General features: G+C 34.9%; 18 protein-coding genes. 10 read left to right on the forward strand and 8 right to left on the reverse strand.

All coding sequences use genetic code 11. From position 1 onward, the window contains the following. The 6 genes from lepB to NBRC110019_RS06915 form a co-directional block, all read right to left on the reverse strand. Positions 1-1,554, reverse strand: a complete 1,554-nt coding sequence (lepB, locus tag NBRC110019_RS06890) for a signal peptidase I (RefSeq protein WP_281753533.1) — start codon at positions 1,552-1,554, stop codon at positions 1-3. A gap of 27 nt (positions 1,555-1,581) precedes the next feature. Beyond that, a complete protein-coding gene (gene dapB / locus NBRC110019_RS06895) occupies positions 1,582-2,286 on the reverse strand; it encodes a 4-hydroxy-tetrahydrodipicolinate reductase (RefSeq protein ID WP_281753534.1) in 705 nt (234 codons plus the stop codon). A gap of 2 nt (positions 2,287-2,288) precedes the next feature. Further along, positions 2,289-2,909, reverse strand: a complete 621-nt coding sequence (locus tag NBRC110019_RS06900; protein WP_281753536.1) for a DUF5683 domain-containing protein — start codon at positions 2,907-2,909, stop codon at positions 2,289-2,291. Further along, entirely contained in the window at positions 2,899-3,810 is a 912-nt protein-coding gene (locus tag NBRC110019_RS06905; protein WP_281753537.1) for a ParB/RepB/Spo0J family partition protein, read from the reverse strand. The genes NBRC110019_RS06900 and NBRC110019_RS06905 overlap by 11 nt, the downstream gene beginning before the upstream one ends. A gap of 3 nt (positions 3,811-3,813) precedes the next feature. Then, complete coding sequence (locus tag NBRC110019_RS06910; protein ID WP_281753538.1) at positions 3,814-4,587, reverse strand: ParA family protein; 774 nt, start codon at positions 4,585-4,587, stop codon at positions 3,814-3,816. Positions 4,588-4,692: 105 nt separating this feature from the next. After that, positions 4,693-5,574: an SDR family oxidoreductase gene (locus NBRC110019_RS06915; RefSeq protein ID WP_281753539.1), complete on the reverse strand. Its 882-nt coding sequence runs from the start codon at positions 5,572-5,574 to the stop codon at positions 4,693-4,695. A 519-nt stretch (positions 5,575-6,093) separates the two neighbouring features. Between NBRC110019_RS06915 and NBRC110019_RS06920 the strand changes: the two genes are divergently transcribed. From NBRC110019_RS06920 to uxuA, 7 genes are all read left to right on the forward strand, one after another. Next, the gene (locus NBRC110019_RS06920; RefSeq protein ID WP_281753540.1) at positions 6,094-7,401 is read left to right on the forward strand and encodes a BNR repeat-containing protein; all 1,308 of its coding nucleotides are present in this window, start codon (positions 6,094-6,096) and stop codon (positions 7,399-7,401) included. Between the two features lie 50 nt (positions 7,402-7,451). Further along, complete coding sequence (gene lacZ, locus NBRC110019_RS06925) at positions 7,452-10,574, forward strand: beta-galactosidase, LacZ type (RefSeq protein WP_281753541.1); 3,123 nt, start codon at positions 7,452-7,454, stop codon at positions 10,572-10,574. Between the two features lie 91 nt (positions 10,575-10,665). Continuing rightward, positions 10,666-12,531, forward strand: coding sequence for a glycoside hydrolase family 2 protein (locus NBRC110019_RS06930; RefSeq protein WP_281753542.1), 1,866 nt, complete (start codon positions 10,666-10,668; stop codon positions 12,529-12,531). 90 nt (positions 12,532-12,621) lie between these two features. Further along, the gene (locus NBRC110019_RS06935; RefSeq protein WP_281753543.1) at positions 12,622-14,787 is read left to right on the forward strand and encodes a glycoside hydrolase family 43 protein; all 2,166 of its coding nucleotides are present in this window, start codon (positions 12,622-12,624) and stop codon (positions 14,785-14,787) included. A gap of 13 nt (positions 14,788-14,800) precedes the next feature. Next, on the forward strand, positions 14,801-15,994 hold the full coding sequence (locus NBRC110019_RS06940; protein WP_281753545.1) for a BT3233 family polysaccharide utilization protein: 1,194 nt from the start codon (positions 14,801-14,803) through the stop codon (positions 15,992-15,994). A gap of 1 nt (position 15,995) precedes the next feature. Then, complete coding sequence (locus NBRC110019_RS06945; protein WP_309297640.1) at positions 15,996-16,823, forward strand: SDR family oxidoreductase; 828 nt, start codon at positions 15,996-15,998, stop codon at positions 16,821-16,823. 1 nt (position 16,824) lies between these two features. After that, positions 16,825-18,027, forward strand: coding sequence for a mannonate dehydratase (gene uxuA, locus NBRC110019_RS06950; protein ID WP_281753547.1), 1,203 nt, complete (start codon positions 16,825-16,827; stop codon positions 18,025-18,027). Here uxuA and NBRC110019_RS06955 read toward each other — a convergent pair. Continuing rightward, entirely contained in the window at positions 18,011-19,009 is a 999-nt protein-coding gene (locus NBRC110019_RS06955; RefSeq protein WP_281753548.1) for a GntR family transcriptional regulator, read from the reverse strand. The two genes, uxuA and NBRC110019_RS06955, sit on opposite strands and share 17 nt — an antisense overlap. 229 nt (positions 19,010-19,238) lie before the next feature. Here NBRC110019_RS06955 and galK point away from each other — a divergent pair, with 229 nt between their 5' ends. From galK to NBRC110019_RS06970, 3 genes are all read left to right on the forward strand, one after another. Then, entirely contained in the window at positions 19,239-20,423 is a 1,185-nt protein-coding gene (gene galK, locus NBRC110019_RS06960) for a galactokinase (RefSeq protein ID WP_281753549.1), read from the forward strand. Next, the gene (locus tag NBRC110019_RS06965; protein ID WP_281753550.1) at positions 20,404-21,471 is read left to right on the forward strand and encodes a UDP-glucose--hexose-1-phosphate uridylyltransferase; all 1,068 of its coding nucleotides are present in this window, start codon (positions 20,404-20,406) and stop codon (positions 21,469-21,471) included. Before galK ends, NBRC110019_RS06965 begins: the two co-directional genes overlap by 20 nt. A gap of 252 nt (positions 21,472-21,723) precedes the next feature. After that, the gene (locus NBRC110019_RS06970) at positions 21,724-22,365 is read left to right on the forward strand and encodes a YiiX/YebB-like N1pC/P60 family cysteine hydrolase (protein WP_281753552.1); all 642 of its coding nucleotides are present in this window, start codon (positions 21,724-21,726) and stop codon (positions 22,363-22,365) included. Here the strand turns inward: NBRC110019_RS06970 and NBRC110019_RS06975 are convergent. Next, a partial coding sequence (locus tag NBRC110019_RS06975) for a helix-turn-helix transcriptional regulator (RefSeq protein WP_281753553.1) occupies positions 22,362-22,934 on the reverse strand: 573 nt, incomplete at its 5' end. The two genes, NBRC110019_RS06970 and NBRC110019_RS06975, sit on opposite strands and share 4 nt — an antisense overlap.

Below are 22,934 nucleotides of genomic sequence, written 5' to 3' on the forward strand. Positions count from 1 at the left end.
TTATGCTTTTTTTCTTTTTTTTCTGAAAAAATCAAAGATAAACCAACCTGCTAACGCTATTAAGAAATATCTAAAGTAGGAAGTTGGCTTGCTATTGCCGCCTCCGTCAACAGTGGTGAATAATCTATCCCAACGAATTTTATTTTGGATGCCGCTAGCAAAACTATCCCAGCTAAACCATACAAATACTGGTTTTCCCAAAACATGGTCAAAAGGTACAAATCCCCAAAATCTACTATCTTCAGAGTTGTGACGGTTGTCACCCATCATCCAGTAGTAGTTTTGTTTAAACTCATATGAATTGGTAGGGGTGCCATCTATAACTATTTGATTTTCTTTTACTTTTAGCGTATGACCTTCATATTCTTCAATAATACGTTGGTATAGCGGTAAGTTATCTTTAGTTAGTGTTATAGTAGTTCCTTTTTTAGGCATGGTAATAGGGCCGAAATTATCTTTATTCCATGGCATTGATGGGGTATGTGGAAAAATAGCATGATCATACATCCCTTTAGGTTCTATAACTTTTACAACACTATCAATACTCTGGTTACGGCGTAAGGTATTGGCAACTTCTTCGGTAAGTGAGGCTATTCTGTATGGGTTTACACCAATAATACCATCGGTTACACCATATCTATTATATAAAAGTTCATTTGATAGTTGAATACCTGGTTTAGTGTATACATAATAGGAATATTGTGGTTTTGCACGTTCTCCAAGTTGGGTGCGTTTTCCGTTAATGTAAATAAAGCCATCCTTAATTTCTAACTCATCACCTGGTATGGCGACACATCTTTTAACGTAATTAGATTTTTTGTCTAATGGCTTATCTACGTGAATAGTTGATGGGTCACGAAAAAAACGGACTGTATCTACTGGCCAGTTGAAAACAACAATTTCATTACGTTTAATATCTTGTAATCCAGGTAATCTATAGTAAGGGTATTGTGGTTTTTTTAGGTACGATCTAATACCTGCTACAGGAATGGTATCGTGAACCATAGGTGCCGCAATTGCTGTCATAGGTACTCGGGCTCCGTAATGGAACTTACTCACAAAAAGAAAATCGCCTACCAGTAATGTTTTTTCTAAAGAAGAAGTTGGTATTACAAAAGGTTGCATAATATAGGTATGTACAAAAGTAGCTGCAATAACAGCAAAAACAATTGAGCTAACCCATTCACCTGCAACGGTTCTTGGTTTTAAGCTTCTATCTTCAATATAGGTGACGTCTTGAGTGTAGTTTATATAGAAAATGTAGCATCCAAGGCTAACCAACACCAATGTAGTGTCTTGTGTATTGTTTCTACCAAAACTACGTATGGTTTCTACCCATATTACTGGGATAATAATAATTTGAATAATAGGAATGAATAACAATAAAACCCACCACCACGGTCTATTGATGATTTTCATAAGAATAACAGCATTGTAAACAGGAACAGCTGCTTCCCAAGATTTTCTACCAGCTTTTATATATAATTTCCAAGTAGCTAAGAAATGAATTACCTGAATTACTAAAAACGTTACAAACCATTGATAAAGTGTCATTGTTTTCTATTTTTAGATAGTGCTTTATTATTTAATGTTTAAAACATCTTTCATTGTATATACACCTGTTTTACCAACTAGCCACTCAGAAGCTAATACGGCTCCCAAAGCAAAACCTTGGCGGTTGTGTGCTTCATGACTAATGGTTAAGGTGTCAACTTCCGATTTATAAAAAATAGTATGCGTACCCGGAACATCTTCTATTCTCTTGGCTGTAATTTCAATATCTTCTTCAGCAGGAGATTCTAGTACCCAGCTTTTTTTGCTATCGTAATTTTTAATGATTCCGTCAGCTAATGAAATAGCCGTTCCACTAGGAGCATCTAATTTTTTAGTATGGTGAATTTCTTCCATAGAAACATTGTAGCTGCTTAAACCATTCATAAGTTTGGCTAAATAAGCATTCAATTCAAAGAAGATGTTTACACCAATACTAAAGTTAGAACCATATATGAAGGCTCCTTTCTTTTCATTACAAAGGGCAACTACTTTGTCGTAGTCTTCTAACCATCCGGTGGTTCCGCTAACTACAGGAATATTGTTATTTATACAGTCTGTAATGTTTTGGTAAGCAGTAGTAGGAATGCTAAAGTCGATGGCTACATCAACATTAGAAAAGGTATAATCTTTAGTTTTTCTGTCTACTTTTAAAACAATTTCATGGCCTCTGTTAATAGCAATTTGTTCAATTGCTTTTCCCATTCTACCATATCCAAGTAAAGCTATTCTCATAGTTAAAAATGAAAGGTTAACGATACCCCCATATCAGGAGTACTGTAAAAATCAGTTTCCTCTAAATAGGGCTGCAAAGTTAAGTCTTTGTTTATATTAAACTGCTTTAAATGCGCATCAACATTCGCGTCTATAATATTAAGAGCATAGATACCAATAAAAATTAAAAGCGAAAGATCTCGGTTACTTTGGTAATAATCTTGCCCGTTTTCTAAACTGCTATCCGTTACATCTGGTCCCTCACCATCACCATTTAGGTCGTAATAGGGGTCATCTGTATATCCCGCTTGTCTTCTTTTAAAAGCATCTCTATAGTTGTGATAGTATTTGTTGTTGGTTACATAAAAATATCCGGCAGCACCCATACCCCCATAAATTATAGGAAGTTTCCAGTAGCTATGGTTATAAATTTGACCTAAACCAGGTACAATAGCCGAATAAAAAGCAGCTTTTGAAGGTGCTAAAGGATTGTAAGGTCTCTTACTTTTAATAAAAGACCCAGTGTTTAAATCCGTAACAATAGAATCCTTAGCTTTCTCTTTTTTATCTTTATCTTTCTTCTGGCCGTAGCCATTAAATGCAATTAAAACAAAGAATATAAAACCTAATATTTTATAATTCACCAGAAATTAACTTTTTAATACGTTCAAAATCCTCATCTGAGTGAAAAGGAATAATAAGCTTTCCTTTTCCTTTCTTATCAACTTTAACGTCTACTTTCGCAGAAAAGTATTCACTGAATTTAGGAATGTTTTTTTCTGCAAAGTCGGGAACTGGTGCTGAAATACTTTTAGGTGCCGCAGCAGGGTTTGATTTGTTGTACTGATAGTTTTTAACTAATAACTCAGTAGCTCTTACAGATAGTGCGTTTGTAATGATTTTTTCATAAATCTCTAACTGCACTTTTTTATCTTCAATGTTAATAATAGCTCTTCCGTGTCCCATACTTACAAATCCGTCTCTCATGCCGGTCTGAATAATAGGGTCTAGTTTTAATAACCTAAGGTAATTGGTAATAGTAGATCTTTTTTTACCAACACGCTCGCTCATTTGCTCTTGCGTTAAATTAATTTCGTCAATTAAACGTTGGTAAGAAAGCGCTATTTCTATAGGGTCTAAGTCATGGCGTTGAATATTTTCAACTAAAGCCATTTCTAGCGACTCCTGATCGTTTGCAATTCGTATATAGGCAGGTACGCTAGTTAAACCAGCTAATTTAGAAGCTCTTAAACGACGTTCACCAGAAATCAGTTGGTACTTGTTAAAGTCCATCTTACGAACCGTAATAGGTTGAATAACCCCTAGCTCCTTAATAGAGATAGATAATTCGTTTAAGGTTTCTTCGTTAAAATTTGTTCTTGGCTGAAAAGGGTTAATTTCTATCGATTCAATCTCAAGCTCTATAATATTACCTAAAACTTTATCAGCATTTTTGTCAGAAGCAGATGAGATATCATTTTCTGGATCTTTTAATAATGCCGATAATCCTCTTCCTAAAGCTTGTTTCTTAACTGCTTTTGCCATGTATTATACCTTTTCTTTATTTTTTTTAATTATTTCGTGGGCTAAATTTAAGTAATTAGTAGCTCCTTTACTGGTAGCATCATAATTAATAATAGTTTCACCAAAACTTGGTGCCTCGCTTAGCCTTACATTTCGTTGAATAATGGTATCAAAAACCATTTCACTAAAGTGTTTCTGAACCTCTTCTACTACCTGGTTAGATAAACGCAGACGAGCATCATACATGGTAAGTAGTAAACCTTCGATGTCTAAATCAGGGTTGTGAATTTTTTGAACACTTTTAATGGTGTTTAAAAGCTTTCCTAAACCTTCTAGTGCAAAATATTCACATTGAATAGGAATGATAACAGAATTAGAAGCTGTTAAAGCATTTAAGGTTAATAACCCTAAAGATGGAGCGCAGTCAATTAAAATATAATCGTAGCGATCAGCTATTGTATCGAGATTCTGCTTTAACATGTATTCTCTTTGGTCCTTATCAACCAATTCAATTTCAATAGCTACTAAGTCAATGTGAGCCGGAATTAAGTCTAGATTAGGAGAATCTGTTTGAATAATCAACTCTTCAGCTCTGTGTGTATGTTCTAAAAGCTGATACGTACCTAATTCAATAGATTCTACATCAATACCAAGCCCTGAAGTGGCGTTCGCCTGTGGATCGGCATCAATAAGTAATACTTTTTTTTCAAGTACTCCCAGAGAGGCAGCTAAATTTACAGAGGTAGTAGTTTTTCCTACTCCTCCTTTTTGATTGGCAATTGCAATTATTTTACCCATTTTGGTCAAGAGGTTTTAAAAGGTAAAAATACAATTATTTGTGTTCTAATAAAACGAAAATTATTAACAAGGATTTAATTTATTGATACTTTTTGAAAAATATTGTTAAGAATTGTTCTTTTTTGCTCTAATCATGGATTCTAGCATGTCCCACATTTCTTCGGGAATCGCTTCTAATAAATTAAATTGACCTGCTCCTTGAAGCCATTCTCCTCCGTCAATAGTAATCACTTCTCCATTAATATAAGCTGAAAAATCTGAAACTAAATAGGCTGCAAGATTGGCCAGTTCTTGATGTTCTCCAACCCTTTTTAAAGGTACTTTTTTTGCAAGATCGAACTTTTCTTTTAAATCTCCGGGAAGTAAACGATCCCACGCGCCTTTGGTAGGAAAGGGGCCTGGAGCAATAGCATTGGTTCGTATACCGTATTTAGCCCATTCTACAGCTAAACTTCTGGTCATAGCCAATACACCTGCTTTTGCTGTAGCGCTCGGTACTACATAGGCAGAACCTGTCCATGCGTAGGTAGTAACAATATTTAAAACCACACCTTGTGTTTTGTCTTGTATCCATTGTTTACCTAAAGCTAGTGTGCAGTTTTTACTTCCTTTTAATACAATATCTATTATAGTATCAAATGCATTTGAAGATAAACGCTCGGTTGGAGATATAAAATTTCCAGCAGCATTGTTAATAAGTATGTGGATATTTCCGAATATTTCCATAGCTTTTTGCATCATAGCTTCAACTTGGTCGTAATATCTTACATCGCAAGCAATAGGAAAACAGTTTCCTTTACTGTTTGCTGAAAGTTCTTCTGCAGTAGCGGATAGCTTATCAATATTTCTAGAGGTAATGACAACGTTTGCGCCTAGCTCAAGAAAATAAGAAGTCATGGCCTTTCCTAATCCGCTTCCTCCACCAGTAACAATAATGGTTTTGTTTTCTAATGCATTTTCAGGTAGCATTTTCTGCTGGTAGTTCATAAGTTTAATTTTGTTTTTCTAAGATACATAAAAAAAGAAGAGATTTTTTGGCTTGGGTGTCTATGTAAACAGTAAAATGTGCTTTGTAGGATATAAGGTAGTGTTTGTGTTGTAGGTAATTTAAACAACAACTCTATAATTTAAAAGCGTTTACCTTTAATAACAGTACTTTGATACAAACTGGTATGTAAATAATATAAACTGGTAGCTACTAGTATGTTTGTATGCTTTTGTGTGTTATATTTGATATGAAATTAATAATATAATTCATTGTAAAAGGATAATTCTTAATTTATAGGATGTTAAAATTTGATAAGTATAATTATTTGTTGTGGATCTAATATCAAATTTTAATTGAATTAAAAACACGAAAACGATTTCGTGTTTCTGAAAAGGATTAGCTTTTAAATTTGTTTTTTATTCAAACCTGATTGCATAACATTACTGTTTTGTATCAGGTTTGAACCATTATAAAAAGAGGTAAAACAGATTGTAGAAAATCTGATTAATTGTAATGTCATGCGTAGAGTAGTGAAGTTTAGAAATAAAATACGAGCACTTTTGATGTTAAGTCTTTTTTGTTTTTTAATAACAAATGCTCAAACTATTAAAGAAACTAGAGTTAGCTTAGGGTGGAGTGGAAATTCTGTAAATACAGTTGTATTCAGAAATAGCGCAGTGACTACCTTTAAAGATGTACAGTTTACTGCTTATTATAATCCGAAAGGCGCTATGATACTTGCAAAACGGAAATTAGGTTCTTCCAAATGGACTTTTTTGCAAACTCCTTATTACGGAAATATTAAAGATGCTCATAACGATATTAGTATTGCCGTAGATGCAAAAGGATATCTACATGTGAGCTGGGATCATCATAATACCAAATTGCGTTATGCCAAGAGTTTAAAACCCATGAGTTTACAGCTAACAAAAGAACTACCTATGACGGGATTGCAAGAAACTAGTGTTACGTATCCTGAGTTTCATAATTTGCCTAATGGGAAATTATTGTTTTGTTACCGATCGGGTGAATCGGGTAGAGGGAATATGGTTATTAATTCCTATGATGTTAAAACCCAAAAGTGGACACAATTACAAAGTAATTTGTTAGATGGAGAGAATACACGAAGTGCTTACTGGCAGATGACCGTTGGTGAAAATGGAGCTATATATGTGTCTTGGGTATGGAGAGAAACATGGGATGTAAGTACGAATCATGATATGTGTTATGCTGTATCTTATGATGGAGGAATTACTTGGAGAAAATCTACAGGAGAAAAGTATAAGCTTCCTATAACAATAGAGAATGCAGAAATAGCGTGGACGATACCTCAAAATAGAAGTTTAATTAATCAAACTTCTATGACGGTCGATGCTAATGGTATACCATATATAGCAACCTATTGGAAAACGAACAAAGTGCCACAGTATAAAATTATATACCGTGCTAATAATATTTGGAAATTAATGGAAACTAATTTTCGTAAAACACCTTTTGATTTAGGGGGTGGAGGTACTAAAAGTATTCCTATTTCGCGTCCGAAGGTTTTTGTAAACAACCTAAATGTGTACCTTTTGTATAGAGACGAAGAAAAGGATAATAAAATTATGTTGGCTTATCGTGGAAAGAATAAAAGTGAATGGAAGCAATTGCCACTTACTTCTTACGGAGTAGGTCAATGGGAGCCTAATTATGATGAGAATTTGTGGAAAAAGGATGGAGTGTTACATGTGTTTTCTCAAAAGGTAGAACAGGTAGATGGTGAAGGTATAGCTTCTTTAGAAGCACAGGAGATACATATTATTGAAGTAGAAAAATTAGAATAAGAGGTGTGTAGTACGCCTTTATAAATAAAAGATTAACCATATTAATGATTATGAAAAATAAATTTTTTATTCCTCTTTTAGTATTAATGATAGGAACTGCTATGGCACAACAAACTACTAATGAATGGGAGAATCCTACTATAATAGATAGGAATAAGGAAGAAGGACATGCCGAATTTGTGGTATATAGAACTGCAGAAGAGGCTACTAAAAGATATAATGAGTCCTCGTATTATAAAAGGTTAAATGGTATCTGGAAGTTCAATCTTGTTAAGAATCCAGAAAAACGACCACAAGACTTTTACAAGACAGATTTAAACGATACTAATTGGAAAACCATAGAGGTTCCTTCTAACTGGGAGTTGCAAGGGTTTGATACTCCTATCTATACCAATATTGTTTATCCGTTCTCTAAAAATCCTCCTTTTATTGATGGTGATTACAATCCGGTAGGGAGTTATAGAAGAACCTTTACAGTACCTTCTGATTGGAAAGATAAAGAGGTAATCTTGCATTTTGGTTCTATCTCGGGTTATGCACGTGTTTTTGTAAATGGTGAAGAGGTTGGTATGACCAAGGCTTCTAAAACACCAGCAGAATTTGATATTACCAAGTATTTAAATGATGGAGAAAATTTATTAGCGGTTCAGGTATTTAGATGGCATGATGGTAGTTATTTAGAAGATCAAGATTTCTGGAGATTAAGCGGAATCGAGAGAGATGTATACTTGCAAGCGTTACCTAAAGTAACAGTATGGGATTATTTTATAAAAACTGGTTTAGATGAAACCTATTCAGATGGGCTACTAGATGTTGCTATCGATTTAAGAAAATTTGAAAATGGGGAAGATACTAAGGGAGAAGTAAGCTTTACACTTTTAGATGCTAAAGGTAAAGCAGTGTATACAGAAGCCAAAGCATTTGATAAAAGTACTACCACTGTAAGTTTTGTAAAAACAATCTCTGCTGTAAATACATGGAGTGATGAGGTACCTTATTTATATACTTATAGTATAGCATGGAAAGGAAATAAGGGTTCGGAAGGTGTTATTACTGGTAAGACAGGTTTTAGAACTGTAGAAATTAAAAATGATCAGTTATTGGTAAATGGAAACCCTGTAAATGTACATGGGGTAGATTTGCACGAGCATCATGAGACTAAGGGGCATACGCCAGATGAGGCTACCATGCGTAAAGATTTAGAGTTAATGAAGCAGTATAATATAAATGCCATACGTATGAGTCATTACCCACATGCACAACGTTTATATGAGTTATGTGATGAGTATGGTTTATATGTAGTGGATGAGGCCAACATAGAAACGCATGCAATGGGAGCAGAATTACAATCTCCTTTTGATAAAGATAAACACCCTGCTTACCTGCCAGAATGGGCTCCTGCACATTTAGACAGAATTAAAAGAATGGCGGAAAGAGATAAAAACCACCCATCTATTATTTTGTGGTCTATGGGCAATGAGTGCGGTAATGGGCAGGTGTTTTTTGATGCTTATGAGTGGTTAAAGAAATATGATACTACACGATATGTACAGTTTGAACAAGCAGGCGAAAAAGAAGATACCGATGTGGTTTGTCCAATGTACCCAAGTATGGAATATATGAAATCATATGGAGAGGATGCAAGTAAAAAACGTCCGTTTATTATGTGTGAGTTTAGTCATGCTATGGGGAATAGTAATGGGAACTTTCAGGAGTATTTTGATATTATAGATTCGCACCCAAATATGCAAGGTGGCTTTATTTGGGATTGGGTAGATCAAGGGTTATTGACAGAAGAAAATGGGATTCCGTTTTATGCCTATGGAGGAGATCTAGGAGGGGCTGATTTACAGAACGACGAAAACTTTTGTGCCAACGGATTGGTAAGTGCAAACAGATCTGTACATCCTGCAATTTACGAGGTAAAAAGAGTCTACCAAAACATTAAGTTTAGCATAGAAAATACCAATAAGCTTACTATTCAAAACAAGTATTATTACACTAATTTAAATGAATTTACTTTCGTTTATGAATTAGTGAAAAATGGGGAAGTAATCGTGTCAAAAGAATTAGATGCCAATGTAGCTCCTGCATCTTCTGAAACATTTATACTCAATATTGATACCAAAATTACAGATACAGAGGAGTACTTTTTAAATGTATATGCCTATACTAAAAAAGCAACCGATTTAGTGCCTGCCAATCATGAGCAGGCAAGAGCGCAGTTTGCAGTAGGTAAAGGAAGTTTCTTTACAAATCTAGCTAATGTTTCAGCAAGTAAAAAATCATTGAAATATAAAAAGAAGAATAGCACGCTAACTTTTGAGACTGCCACTGTAGCAGGTACATTTGATCTTACCAAAGGAGTCTTAAAGTCATATCATGTAAAAGGAGAAGCACCGTTTGCTTTGGTATATCCAACTCCTTATTTCTGGAGAGCTCCAACAGATAACGATTTTGGTAACGGAATGCTTAAAGAATTAAAAGCTTGGAAAACAGCACATATCAACCCTACGGTAGAAAAGGTAGTTGTTGGCAAACAAACAACCGCGGGGTTGCCTGTTACTGTATCCATGTTGCTAACCGATAAGAAGGTTCCGTATGTAGTAGCCTATATGATTCAAAATGACGGAACCATTAAAGTAACAGCTACTTTAGATAAAAAAGGGTTAGAACTTCCTGAGTTGCCTCGTTTTGGTATGCGTATGCAACTGAAGGGAGATTATGATAATCTTACCTATTACGGAAGAGGACCATGGGAAAATTATTCTGATAGAAAATGGGCTTCGTTTATAGGAACTTACACTAGTACTGTTGCAGATGAGTTTACTTGGGGGTATATCCGTCCGCAAGAGAATGGATATAAAACAGATGTAAGATGGTTAACATTAACTGATGATTCCGGTAACGGAATTAAAGTAACCGGATTGCAAGCGTTAGGATTTAGTGCTTTAAATGTATCTACAGAGTCGTTAGACCCGGGAGTAACTAAAGATCAACGCCATACCAGTGATGTATACCCAGAAGATAAAGTATATCTACATATCGATTATAAACAACGTGGTGTAGGTGGAGATAATAGTTGGGGAGCTTATCCGCATAAGGAGTATTTATTATTGGATGATACTTATGAGTATTCTTATACCATTAGTTTACTCGATAATCAAGATTAAACCCGAGACTTGTATAGAAATGCAATGCTTGCTAAATGATTCGTGGCCTTGGTCCGAAGTAGTTTACTTACAAAATAAAATAAAATAAAATATGAAAAATTTAGTTATCTCATTTATATGTTTTCTTGGTGGTTACCTTTTGGTAACCGCTCAAGATAACATCATCATAAATACTGAAGGACGAAATACAGTTTCTTTAAATGGAATCTGGCATTATATTATTGATCCGTATGAAACAGGCTTTTATGATTATCGTTTTAAAGAACGTAGAGAAAACGATGCAGGAGCGTATTGGAATGCTCCTGTTTTAAAAGAGAAAACCGATTGGACAGAACACGGTTTTAAAGATCCGTATCCAATTCAGGTTCCGGGTGACTGGAATTCACAAGATAGAATATTTACCTATTATGAAGGAACCGTTTGGTATCAACGTTCTTTTGATGCTCCTAAGGTTAAAAAAGCCGAAGATGTATACCTCTATTTTGGTGCAGTAAATTATGAGACACATGTTTATCTGAATGGTAAAAAACTAGGGATGCATAAAGGAGGATTTACGCCTTTCAATTTTAAGATACCAAAAGAGTTACTTCAGAAAACCAATAACAATTTGGTGGTAAGGGTTAATAATAATCGTTATCCTGATGAAATTCCAACCGTAAATACCGATTGGTGGAACTACGGAGGGATAACCCGTGATGTTAAGTTGGTTATACTACCAGAAACTTTTGTTCAACAATATCACCTTCAATTAGACCAAAAACAAGATATTCTTACGGCACAAAAAAAGAAACGCTTTACTATTTCGGGTTGGGTAAAACTTAACCAATTGGTTACAGGAGGTAAAGTATCTGTGCAGATTCCGGAATTAAATATCTATGAGGACTATGAAGCCTCGGGAGATTCGGTTAAAATAGCATTACAGGCGAAGAAAATTGAATTGTGGGATACAAACAACCCGAAGCTTTATGAGGTAATTATTAGCTATAATACGGATGTTGTAAAAGATAAGATAGGATTTAGAAAGATAGAGGTTTACGGAGATAAGATACTATTAAATGGGAGACAAATTTTTCTTAGGGGTATTAGTATTCATGAAGAAATAGCTCAAGAGGTACGCAGAGCACATAGTAAACAAGATGCGGTCAAATTGTTTGGGTATGTAAAAGAATTACATGCCAACATGGTTCGCTTGGCGCACTACCCACATAATGAGTATATGCCAAGAATGGCAGATTCATTAGGGATTTTGGTATGGACGGAAATACCTGTGTATTGGACTATCGACTTTGGAAATCAAGAGGTCTATAAAAAAGCTGAGACACAGCTAAAAGAAATGATAACCAGAGATTGTAACAGAGCTTCTGTAATTATTTGGTCTGTTGGAAACGAAACTCCAGTGAGTGATACCCGTACAACTTTTATGAGTAGCTTAGTTAAAGAAGCAAAACAATTAGATGATACTCGTTTGGTTTCGGCAGCTTTAGAAGTGCATTACATAGATGGGGTAAATTATGTAGATGACCCGCTGGGGGCTTATACAGATATTGTGTCTTTAAATGAATATTTAGGATGGTATGGCGCATTACCCGATGCTTGTAAAACCGCAAAATGGGAAACAAAATATAATAAACCCTTTTTTATAAGTGAAACAGGAGCAGGAGCAAAAGGTGGTTTTCACGATGTTAAAGAAATGCGTTTTAGCGAAGAGTTTCAACAGTGGTATTACCAAGAACAGATAGCCATGGTTAAAAATAATTTCCCTGATAATTATACAGGTTTATCTCCTTGGATTTTGATGGATTTTAGGTCGCCTAGAAGAAATAACCCGGAATATCAGGAAGGATGGAACCGTAAAGGCTTGATAGATGATAAGGGGCACAAAAAGCTGGCTTTTTACGTATTGCAGCAATATTATAAAGAGATAGAAGAACAAGAAAAACAAGGGGATAGAAAATAAAATCATGTTAGTATCAGAATGATACAGTGTTACCTTACTTGTTTAAGGTGATTAGAATAAAAAATACGAACTAAATTTTAAATTGAAACAATGATTAAAAACACATTTAAAAGTAAATCATTGATTTTGTTGGTACTGATAGTAAGTGTATTTACAGCATGTTCAGGAACGCAAAAAGATGAAAAATATACAGCATATTTGTTTACTTATTTTACCGGAAATGCTACGGGAGAGGAGGCAATACGTTATGCGGTAAGTACAGACGGATATAATTACAAAGCATTAAACAATAATGAACCTGTTTTAGATAATACTAAAATTAGTACTACAGGAGGGGTTAGAGATCCGCATATTTTAAGAGGTGCAGATGGAAAAACTTTCTATATGGTAGCAACCGATTTATTTGTCCCTGAAATGGGATGGAGCAATTATGCTATGATTTTAATGAAGTCGGATGATTTAATAAACTGGACGTCTTCTGTTATTAATATTCCTGAAACTTATCCTGACGAATTTGGAGATGTGTATAGAGTATGGGCACCGCAAACTATTTACGATGATGCTACAGGAAAGTATATGGTCTATTTTTCTATGAAACAAGGAGATCATCCTGATAAGATTTATTATGCGTATGCAAATGAAGATTTTACAGCCTTAGAGGCAGCTCCAAAGCAATTATATTTTCCGCCGGCAAGCAGTAATAACAGAGCTTGTATTGACGGTGATATTATTAAAAAAGATGGGAAATTTTATTTGTTCCACAAAGCGGAAGACGGAAAGCCGGGTATTAAGTTGGCAATATCAGATAAGTTGACAGAAGGATACGAACTGGTAAGTAATGAGAGAGTTGATGCAGAAACACACCCGGTTGAGGGAAGTGGTATTTTTCAGTTAAATGATAGTGGTGAGTATATTTTAATGTACGACTTGTATACACAAGGAGGGTATCAGTTTACAAAAAGTAAAGACTTAAATAATTTTACTGTAATTGATGAGTCTATAAGTATGAATTTTCACCCTCGTCATGGTACTGTAATGCCAATTACAGATACCGAGTTAAAAAGATTAATGGAAAACTATGCTTCTTTTGAAGACCCATTAATAGAAGCGAATTCAGATGACTTAAAAAAATTAAATGTAGCCATTTACGGTAAAGAACATAAGATGCGTTTACCCGTTAAAATAGGCACTGATCTTACGAGTTTCGATCCTGAGTTCAGCACCTTTAAAGGAGTTATGGTAAGTCCGAAAGGGCCACAAGATTTTACAAAGGGAGCAATAGATTATACGATTTCCATAGAAGGTAAAGGTGATCAGGTATATAAGGTTATTGCTAATGAAGACCATAATCCGGTATTGGAAGGATATTATGCAGACCCTGATGTTTTATATGCAGAAAAAACAGGTAAATATTATATCTACCCAACTTCTGACGGTTTTCACGGTTGGTCAGGTTATTATTTTAAGACCTTCTCATCAGATGACTTAGTTAGCTGGAAAGATGAAGGCGTGATTTTAGACCTTAAAAAAGATGTAAGTTGGGCCGATAGAAACGCTTGGGCTCCTTGTATTATAGAGAAAAAGGTGGATGGAGTTTATAAGTATTTCTATTACTTCACAGCAGCTCAGAAAATAGGTGTAGCGGTGGCAGATGATCCTACAGGGCCCTTTGTAGATAGCGGTAAACCCGTAATTGATTTCAAACCAAAAGGTAGTAAGGGCGGACAAGAAATAGATCCTGATGTATTTATGGATCCGAAAACAGGAAAAACATATTTGTACTGGGGGAACGGTTATTTAGCTGGTGTAGAATTGAATGATGATATGGTATCTATCAAGAAAAATACACTAAAAATAATGACTCCCGATAACACGTTTAGAGAAGGAACCTATGTTATTTATAGAGATGGTAAGTACTATTTCATGTGGTCTGAAGATGACACCCGTAGTCCTAATTATAAAGTACGTTACGCCATTGCAGATAAGCCATTAGGCACGTTGGTAAAACCTGATGACAATATAGTAATTCAGAAAAATGAAACAGCTCATATTTTCGCTACAGGTCATAATTCTGTTATACAAAAACCAGGTACAGATGAATGGTTTTTAGTCTACCATCGTTTTACGTATCCTAAAGGTGTAGAAATGGGGGGAAGAGCAGGTTTCCATAGAGAGGTCTGTATAGATACGTTAAAATTTGACGAGAATGGGCATATCATAGAAGTTATTCCTACCTTAGAGGGAATCAAAAAATAATCCATTTTCACATATGATTTTCAAAAAATATATCATTCAGATGTTGTCTTTTGTGCTTCTTGGTGTAATCGGTTGCACTGATAAAGAAGGGATAAAAGTTACCGTAGAAGTTAGCAATCCATTGAATTTTAATAGGACAGAAATTGTGGCTATTCCTGTAACAGATCTCTCTGTATTACTTAATACGTATGATGAAAGTAGTATTGTGGTTAAGGATATAGGGGCTGAAAAATATCTTTATACACAATGGATAGATAATGATAGCGATGGTAAAAATGATGAACTTTTATTTCAGGCATCGGTAGGCGCATCTCAAAGTGCAAGCTATACTATTTTGGCCGATAGCACTGTAGCTATACCCGAGACAGATGTGGTAGCCTATTCAAGATTTGTACCGGAGCGTACCGATGATTATACCTGGGAAAATGATAAGGTAGCCTTTAGAACCTATGGACCCGATGCGCAACAACGAGCAGAGGAAGGCAGGGAAAATGGGACTCTTTCAAGTGGTATTGATCTTTGGTTAAAACGAACTGATAAATCAATTATCAATGAATGGTATAAGGGGTATCAAACGGATCCTATGTTTTATCATCATGATAAAGGAGAAGGCTACGATCCGTATCATGTTGGAGGAAGCCGTGGTACCGGAGGAATTGGTATTTGGGAAAACGATAGCATTTATGTATCTAAGAATTTTATTTCGTATAAAACCATTGCAGACGGGCCATTACGTACGGTTTTTGAACTTAACTATGCACCATGGAGTCCGTATGAAGTTCGGGAAACCAAACGTATTACTTTGGATTTGGGGACTAATTTCTCCAAATTTGAAATTGCGTTAAAAGCGAGAGATACTGTTCCTAACTATGCTATTGGTATTACATTACATGAGAATGGGGGGGCAGTTAAAATTCAGCCTAAAAAAGGATGTTATCGTTATTGGGAGAAGATAGATGATGCCTATATTGGAGAAGGTATTGTTATAGATGTCGATGAGGTGATTTCTGCTTCTTCACGCGTTTCAGAAGTAAAAGATCAAAGCAATTTATTGATACTTGCAAAACCAACAGATAAGTTAACCTATTACGCTGGGTTTGCTTGGGTAAAAAGTAATCAAGTTACTTCTGTAGAAGATTGGGATAAGATGTTGGAAGAAAAGGCAGCAATGCTTAAAAATCCATTAACTATAATAATAAATAAGTAAGATGTTTCTAAAGAATAAAGTAGTGGTAATTACCGGAGGTACCGGAGTTTTAGGTAGTGTACTAACCAAGGGATTGGCAAAGCAGGGGGCAAAAGTGGCTATTTTAGGAAGAAGTCTGGAAAAAGGAGAGAAATTAGCCAAAGAAATAACCAAAGATGGTGGGGTAGCACTGGCTGTAAGTGTAGATGTTTGTAATAAAGAAAGTTTGGTTGAAGCCCATACAATAATTAATGAGCAACTTGGATTGGTAGATATTTTACTAAATGGAGCCGGAGGTAATCATCCTTCAGGAGTAACTACAGATGAGTTTTATGAAGAAACGAATACCAACCATGATTTTCAGGATTTTTTTAAACTAGGTTTAGAAGGTGTAGATTATGTCTTTAGATTAAATTTTATGGGAACGTTTATTCCCATTCAAGTATTTGCGAAAGATATGATTGGCAGACCAGATTGTAGTATTCTGAATATATCATCGGTAAGTGCGGGATTACCCTTAACCAAGGTTCCTGCATATAGTGCTGCAAAAGCGGCTATTAGTAATTTTACGCATTGGTTAGCAGTGTATTTTGCCAAAGAAGGGGTTAGAGCAAATGCTTTGGTACCAGGTTTTTTCTTAACAGAACAAAATAGAACGTTACTGACCAATGAAGATGGTAGTCTAACTTCGAGGGGAGAAAAGATTTTATCGCAAACTCCTATGAATCGGTTTGGAGATCCGGAGGATTTGGTAAGTACAGTGTTATGGTTGTGTAACCCTGCGTCGCGTTTTGTTACCGGTATTACAGTACCTGTGGATGGTGGGTTTATGGCTTTTAACGGAGTATAATATGGCATTAGAACAAACATGGAGATGGTATGGACCTAATGATACCGTACCGTTATCTTATATTAAAATGGCTGGAGCAACAGGAGTTGTTTCGGCTTTGCATCAGATACCCAATGGAGAGGTATGGTTGGTAGATGAAATAGAAGAACGTAAACAAACTATTGAAGCTGCTGGATTAAGTTGGTCAGTGGTAGAAAGTATTCCTGTTCATGAGGATATTAAGAAACGAACCGGAAACTATGTTCATTATATTGAAAATTATAAGCAAAGCATACGCAATTTAGCTTTGTGTGGTATAGATACAGTATGCTATAATTTTATGCCAGTTTTAGATTGGACAAGAACCAATCTTGCTTATGAACTTCCAGACGGGTCAAAAGCCTTGCGTTTTGATAAAATCGAGTTTGTGGTATTTGATGTTTTTTTATTAAACAGATCAGGTGCAGCTCATGATTATACCAAAGAGGAATTAACCAAAGCATTGGATTGTTTTGATGAAATGTCTTCCGATAAAAAAGAGCAACTAGTTAAAAATATTATAGCAGGTTTACCAGGGGCAGAAGAAGGATACACATTGGAACAGTTTCAAGAAGTATTAGATTCCTATAAAGGAATAAATGAAATAGCGCTAAAAGAAAATCTCTATGCCTTTCTAAAGGAAATTATTCCAGTAGCAGAATCGGTTGGTGTTTTAATGGCGATACACCCTGATGATCCGCCATTTCCTATTTTAGGGCTGCCACGAGTAATGAGTACCGAAGCAGATGCAACTGAATTAATACAGGTAGTGGATAGTAAAAGTAATGGGCTTTGCTTTTGTACAGGCTCATATGGTGTACGAGCTGATAACGATTTGGTGGGGATGGTACAACGTATGGGAGACCGAATTAATTTTGTGCATTTAAGAGCCACTAAAAGAGATATACAGGGAAACTTTTTTGAAGCAGATCATTTAGATGGTGATGTAGATATGTATGCTGTTATGAAAGCGTTGCTAGAAGAGCAGCAAAAGCGAATAGCATCAGGTAGAGAAGATTTCAGATTGCCCATGAGGCCAGATCATGGACACCAGATGTTAGATGATTTACATAAAACTACCAATTCAGGATATTCAGCGATTGGTCGTTTGCGTGGATTAGCAGAATTACGTGGGTTAGAGTGTGCTATTCTGCGAGTACTTGATAAACCTATAAAGATCCTCTAAGAATAAGACTACTTTTATTTTCAATCTTATTTTTATGTTGCCCTACAACCATTTCAGCCATAATACTTCCCATTGCAGTGAAGTCGGTTGAAATGGTGGTTATACCATTAGCAACTACTTTTTTAAGGGGAGTGTCATTATAAGATATAATACCTAGGTCTTTTCCTATTTCCAACTGTTTCTCATTTGCTAATTCAATTACTTTTACCAAATCACGGTCATCGGGGATAACAAAGGCATCACCTTTTTTTAAATCATATGTTTTAATATCTGAAATGATGTTGTAATTAAAGTCGTGATCCTTACAGAATTTTATGAACCCATTTTGCATACCAATAGGTTGTTTAAAATCGGGGAATATAAGTACTAGCTTGTGATATTTTTTTAACGGATCTAACCCCGTTTCTAATGCATTATATATATCGGATACAAAATTTTGGTGTACAGAAGGATATTCTTCTAGGTTTTCATTGGTCTGGTCTAAAATATAGACGTTATTTTTAGGAAGCTTTTTAATATGTATATGCGCATCTTTTAGGATAGTGGGCATAATGATATAGTTATTATAATCGCCACTATTTTCATCAATAAGCTTTTTAAATACATCCATATTAAAATAGTGAAAAAAGATATCAATACTAGCAAAAGTCCCCATGGTCTCTTTAAAAGAATTATATAAATCCTCTTTAAATGAGTTTAACTCATCGAACAATAAGAAGATTCGCTGCTCGGTAGTAAACTCTTCACTTTTAATATAGTAACCTTTTCCTGGCATAGCAGAGATAATACCTCTTTTTTTAAGATCGTTATAAGCCTGTAACACCGTATCACGTGAAAGTCCAAATTCTAAAGCAATTTTATTAATAGAAGGCAGTTTATCTTTTCGTCTCAATCTCTTTTCAGCAATAGCTGTTTCAACCGAATAAATAATTTGTTTGTATTTGGGAACGCTAGTGTTTTCTACAACATTAATAAGCTTCATAAGAATTGTAATTTATAACTGGTGGCTAATTTAATAAAACTGGTTGGTACTGGTGTGGTTTAGAATGTTAATATTGTAAATTTGCTAATGAATCAATAGAAATAGAAGACTAAATGTGTTATTTGATGTTTATTTAATCTTTGTTTTTATTGATGTAATAAAATAATTATTAAGACTTTTATAAGTAGTTGCTTTAAAAGCAGTGAAAATAAGTAATACTATATAGAGAATGAAGAATGATAGTTTAGTTCAATCCGTGAGTAATGCGTTTAAAGCTTATTTTGAAGAGGATCCTGCTCATATTTTTTTATCTCCGGGTAGAATTAATATAATCGGGGAGCATGTAGATTATAATGATGGATTTGTATTACCCGCAGCCATAGATAAGTATATCTGTTTTGCTATTACCACAAATACATCAAAAATATGTACCATAGTTGCAAAAGATTTAGAAGATGAAGTAAAGTTTAATATTTCGGATGAGACGGTACCAACAGATAGAATGTGGGTAAACTTTTTCTACGGAGTATTAGCGCAGTTAAAAGAGAAAAATCCGTTATCTGGTTTTAATATTGTATTTAGCAGTAATATACCTATAGGGGCAGGGTTGTCATCTTCGGCAGCACTTGAATGTGGATTTGCTTTTGCATTAAATGAGCTTTATAACCTAGAACTAACCAAAAAAGATATTGCCTTAATAGGACAAAAAGCTGAACATACATTTGTAGGGGTAAACTGTGGTATTATGGATCAGTTTGCCAGCGTATTTGGAAAAGAAAATCACGTTGTATTACTAGATTGTAATACAATGGATTATGAATATTATAAGGCAGACTTTAAAGATTATACTATTTTGTTATTAGATAGTAAAGTAAAACATACCCATTTAACATCTGGTTATAATGATAGAAGAAGAGAAGTAGAAGAAGGTTTTGCTATTTTAAAAAAGCAGTATCCTATGATTACTTCGTTTAGAGATGTATCTGAGTATATGGTTACTGCTATAGAAGACAAGTTAGGGCCGCTAAGTTTTAAGCGTTGTTTGTTTGTGGTAAAAGAAATAAAACGTGTAAAAGATGCTGTAGATGCTATTGAAGCTAATGATTTTGAAAAATTAGGTGCTTTGATGTTTGAAACACACCATGGTTTATCTGAAGATTATGAAGTAAGTTGTGAAGAGATTGACTTTTTAGTAAGCTTAGTAGAAAATGATGGAAATGTAATTGGATCTCGTATGATGGGTGGAGGTTTTGGAGGTTGCTCTATTAACCTTGTAAAGAAAGAGGCAGTTGATGTAATTATAAAAAAGGCAAGTACATTATATAAAGAAAAATTTAATATCGCCTTAGAAGCTTATAAGATAGCTATTTCTGAGGGTACAAGTATTTACAAAGATGAGCACGCAAAAATTTGATTATAACGAACATCCACACCGTAGATATAATCCGTTAATCGGGGAGTGGGTATTGGTATCACCGCATAGAGCAAAACGTCCTTGGCAAGGACAGGAGGAGAACGATTTAGAAGAAGAAAAACTTCAATATGATCCTTCTTGTTACTTATGTCCGGGGAATACGCGTTCTAACGGAGTAGTGAATAAACAATATACCGATGTGTATGTGTTTGATAACGATTTTCCTTCTTTATTACAGGTAGATGTTGAAATGCCTGAAGAAACGAATCCGTTATTTAGAATAGAACCTCAGAAAGGAATCAATAGAGTAATTTGCTTTTCCCCTAGACACGATTTGACATTACCTGAAATGGAGGTAGAAGCTATTGAAAAAGTAGTAGAAGCTTGGAAAGCGCAATACCTTGATTTGGGTGGTAAAGAGTTTATCAACCACGTTCAGATTTTTGAAAATAAAGGAGCCGTAATGGGATGTAGTAATCCGCACCCACACGGACAAATATGGTCACAGTCTTCTATACCTACTTTAGTAGCGAAAACTCAGGCCAATTTAAAAAAACATTACGAAGCAAACGGTACTAGTTTATTAGCTGATTATTTGAAGGCTGAATTAGAGCGTAAAGAACGTATTGTAGTAGAGAATGAGCACTTTGCTGTAGTAGTACCTTTTTGGGCTATTTGGCCATTTGAGACCTTAATTATAAGTAAAAGACATTTTGGTAATATTACCGAAATGACCAAAGAAGAACGGAAAGCATTTGCGGCTATTATTAAGGCAAATACCGTACGATACGATAATTTGTTTAAAACATCGTTCCCGTATTCTTCCGGAATTCATCAAACACCAACCGATGGTGAGGAACATCCTGAGTGGCATTTCCATATGCATTTCTATCCGCCGTTGTTACGTTCGGCTACCGTTAAGAAATTTATGGTAGGGTACGAGATGATGGCAGAAGCACAACGTGATATTTCACCTGAAAAGAGTGCTGCTATGTTAAGAGAATTGCCAGAAGTACACTATAAGAAACTAACTAACAATATCATATAGTTTAATATTTGTTTTTAGATTAGTATTGATTACTAACTAACTTAGAAATCCTCCTGAATGCCTTTAGGGAGGATTTTCTTTTTTCTCGATAATCGAGATTAAATGGCTTGGAGACTTGTTTCGAAATAGAAATGTAATTTTTAGTAAATGTATGTAGAGTTGCTCCGAAGTAGTTTACTAGATAATCAAAACGAAAAGCTTCCATACGTGTCTTAAAGTTGTTTAGTACATTTGTTCTATACAATTAGTATTATGAAGAAGACAGTTTTATTTATGATAGGTGTTTGCAGTTCTATGTTACTTATGGGGCAAAAAATTACTTTGAAAACAGGTGATATCCTTTTTAGAGAGCGTTCAACCAATGCACTGTCGGAAGCCATAGATAATGTAACACAAACCAAAGAAGCAACTCATTATTCGCATATGGGGATGGTTGAGGTAGAAGGCGACAGTATTTTTGTATTACATGCTGCTCCCGAATGTGGTTCGGCTAGAGTTTCGTTAGAAGCATTTACGCACCCTAAAGATGATACAGTAAAAGTCTACCGCAGAGTCACTGCGTATCGATTGAAAAAAGCATATCGAAAATATATTACTGAAGCCCTTGAAAAAGCAAAGCTCATGACAGGGAAACCTTATAACTACAGTTATGTAATGAACGATAGTAGTTACTATTGCTCAGATTTTGTGTATAGATCTTTTGAAAAGGATTCCATTTTTAAATTAAATCCAATGACGTTTAAGAATACTAAAACAGGAGAATTTCATCAGGGATGGATTGATTTTTATAAGAAATTGGGTATGGATATTCCTGAAGGAAAACCCGGCTGTAATCCGAATGGTATGGCAGCCAACCCTAAATTAAAAATATTGGGGGTACTTTCTGATGATTAAGAATCTTTACCTAAAGTTTTCTGGTAATAGCTATTTGCGGTTTCAATTTTTTTAGCAATTCGATTTCTAAATCTGTTAGGACTTATCACTTTAATAGCCTCTCCAAAACCTAAAATAAGTCGCTCTAATTCATAATTAAATTGTACCGTAATAGTAATATAGATACTACCATCTGCCAATTGTTCTTTTAAGACTTGTGAGCTATGCAATGGTTTTGTAATCACATAAGGAGCGTTAGACTTGTCTATCCAGAGTGTAATTTGTTGAGGTGGTTCTCCTTCATTTACGGTAATACCTATAACGTTTTTATAATACTGCTCTGTATTAAAGTCAACTAGGTGATAAGGGATTGTAAAATCGTAGTCAATTTTAATAATTCGGTCTAAAGCTAAAGTACCTAGTTTCTTTCTTTTATTTTTATAGCCCACTAAAAACCAGCGGTTATTAAATTCCTTCAATAGATACGGGTGAAATACTATGTCATTAGCTCTTTTTGCTTTAAAAGATTGATAGGTAAGTACCAAAACCAATTGTTTTTGAATGGCCATGTATAATTCATTTAACCAATT

The sequence above is a fragment of the Neptunitalea chrysea genome, from assembly GCF_027924145.1.
GTDB classification, from domain to species: domain Bacteria; phylum Bacteroidota; class Bacteroidia; order Flavobacteriales; family Flavobacteriaceae; genus Neptunitalea; species Neptunitalea chrysea.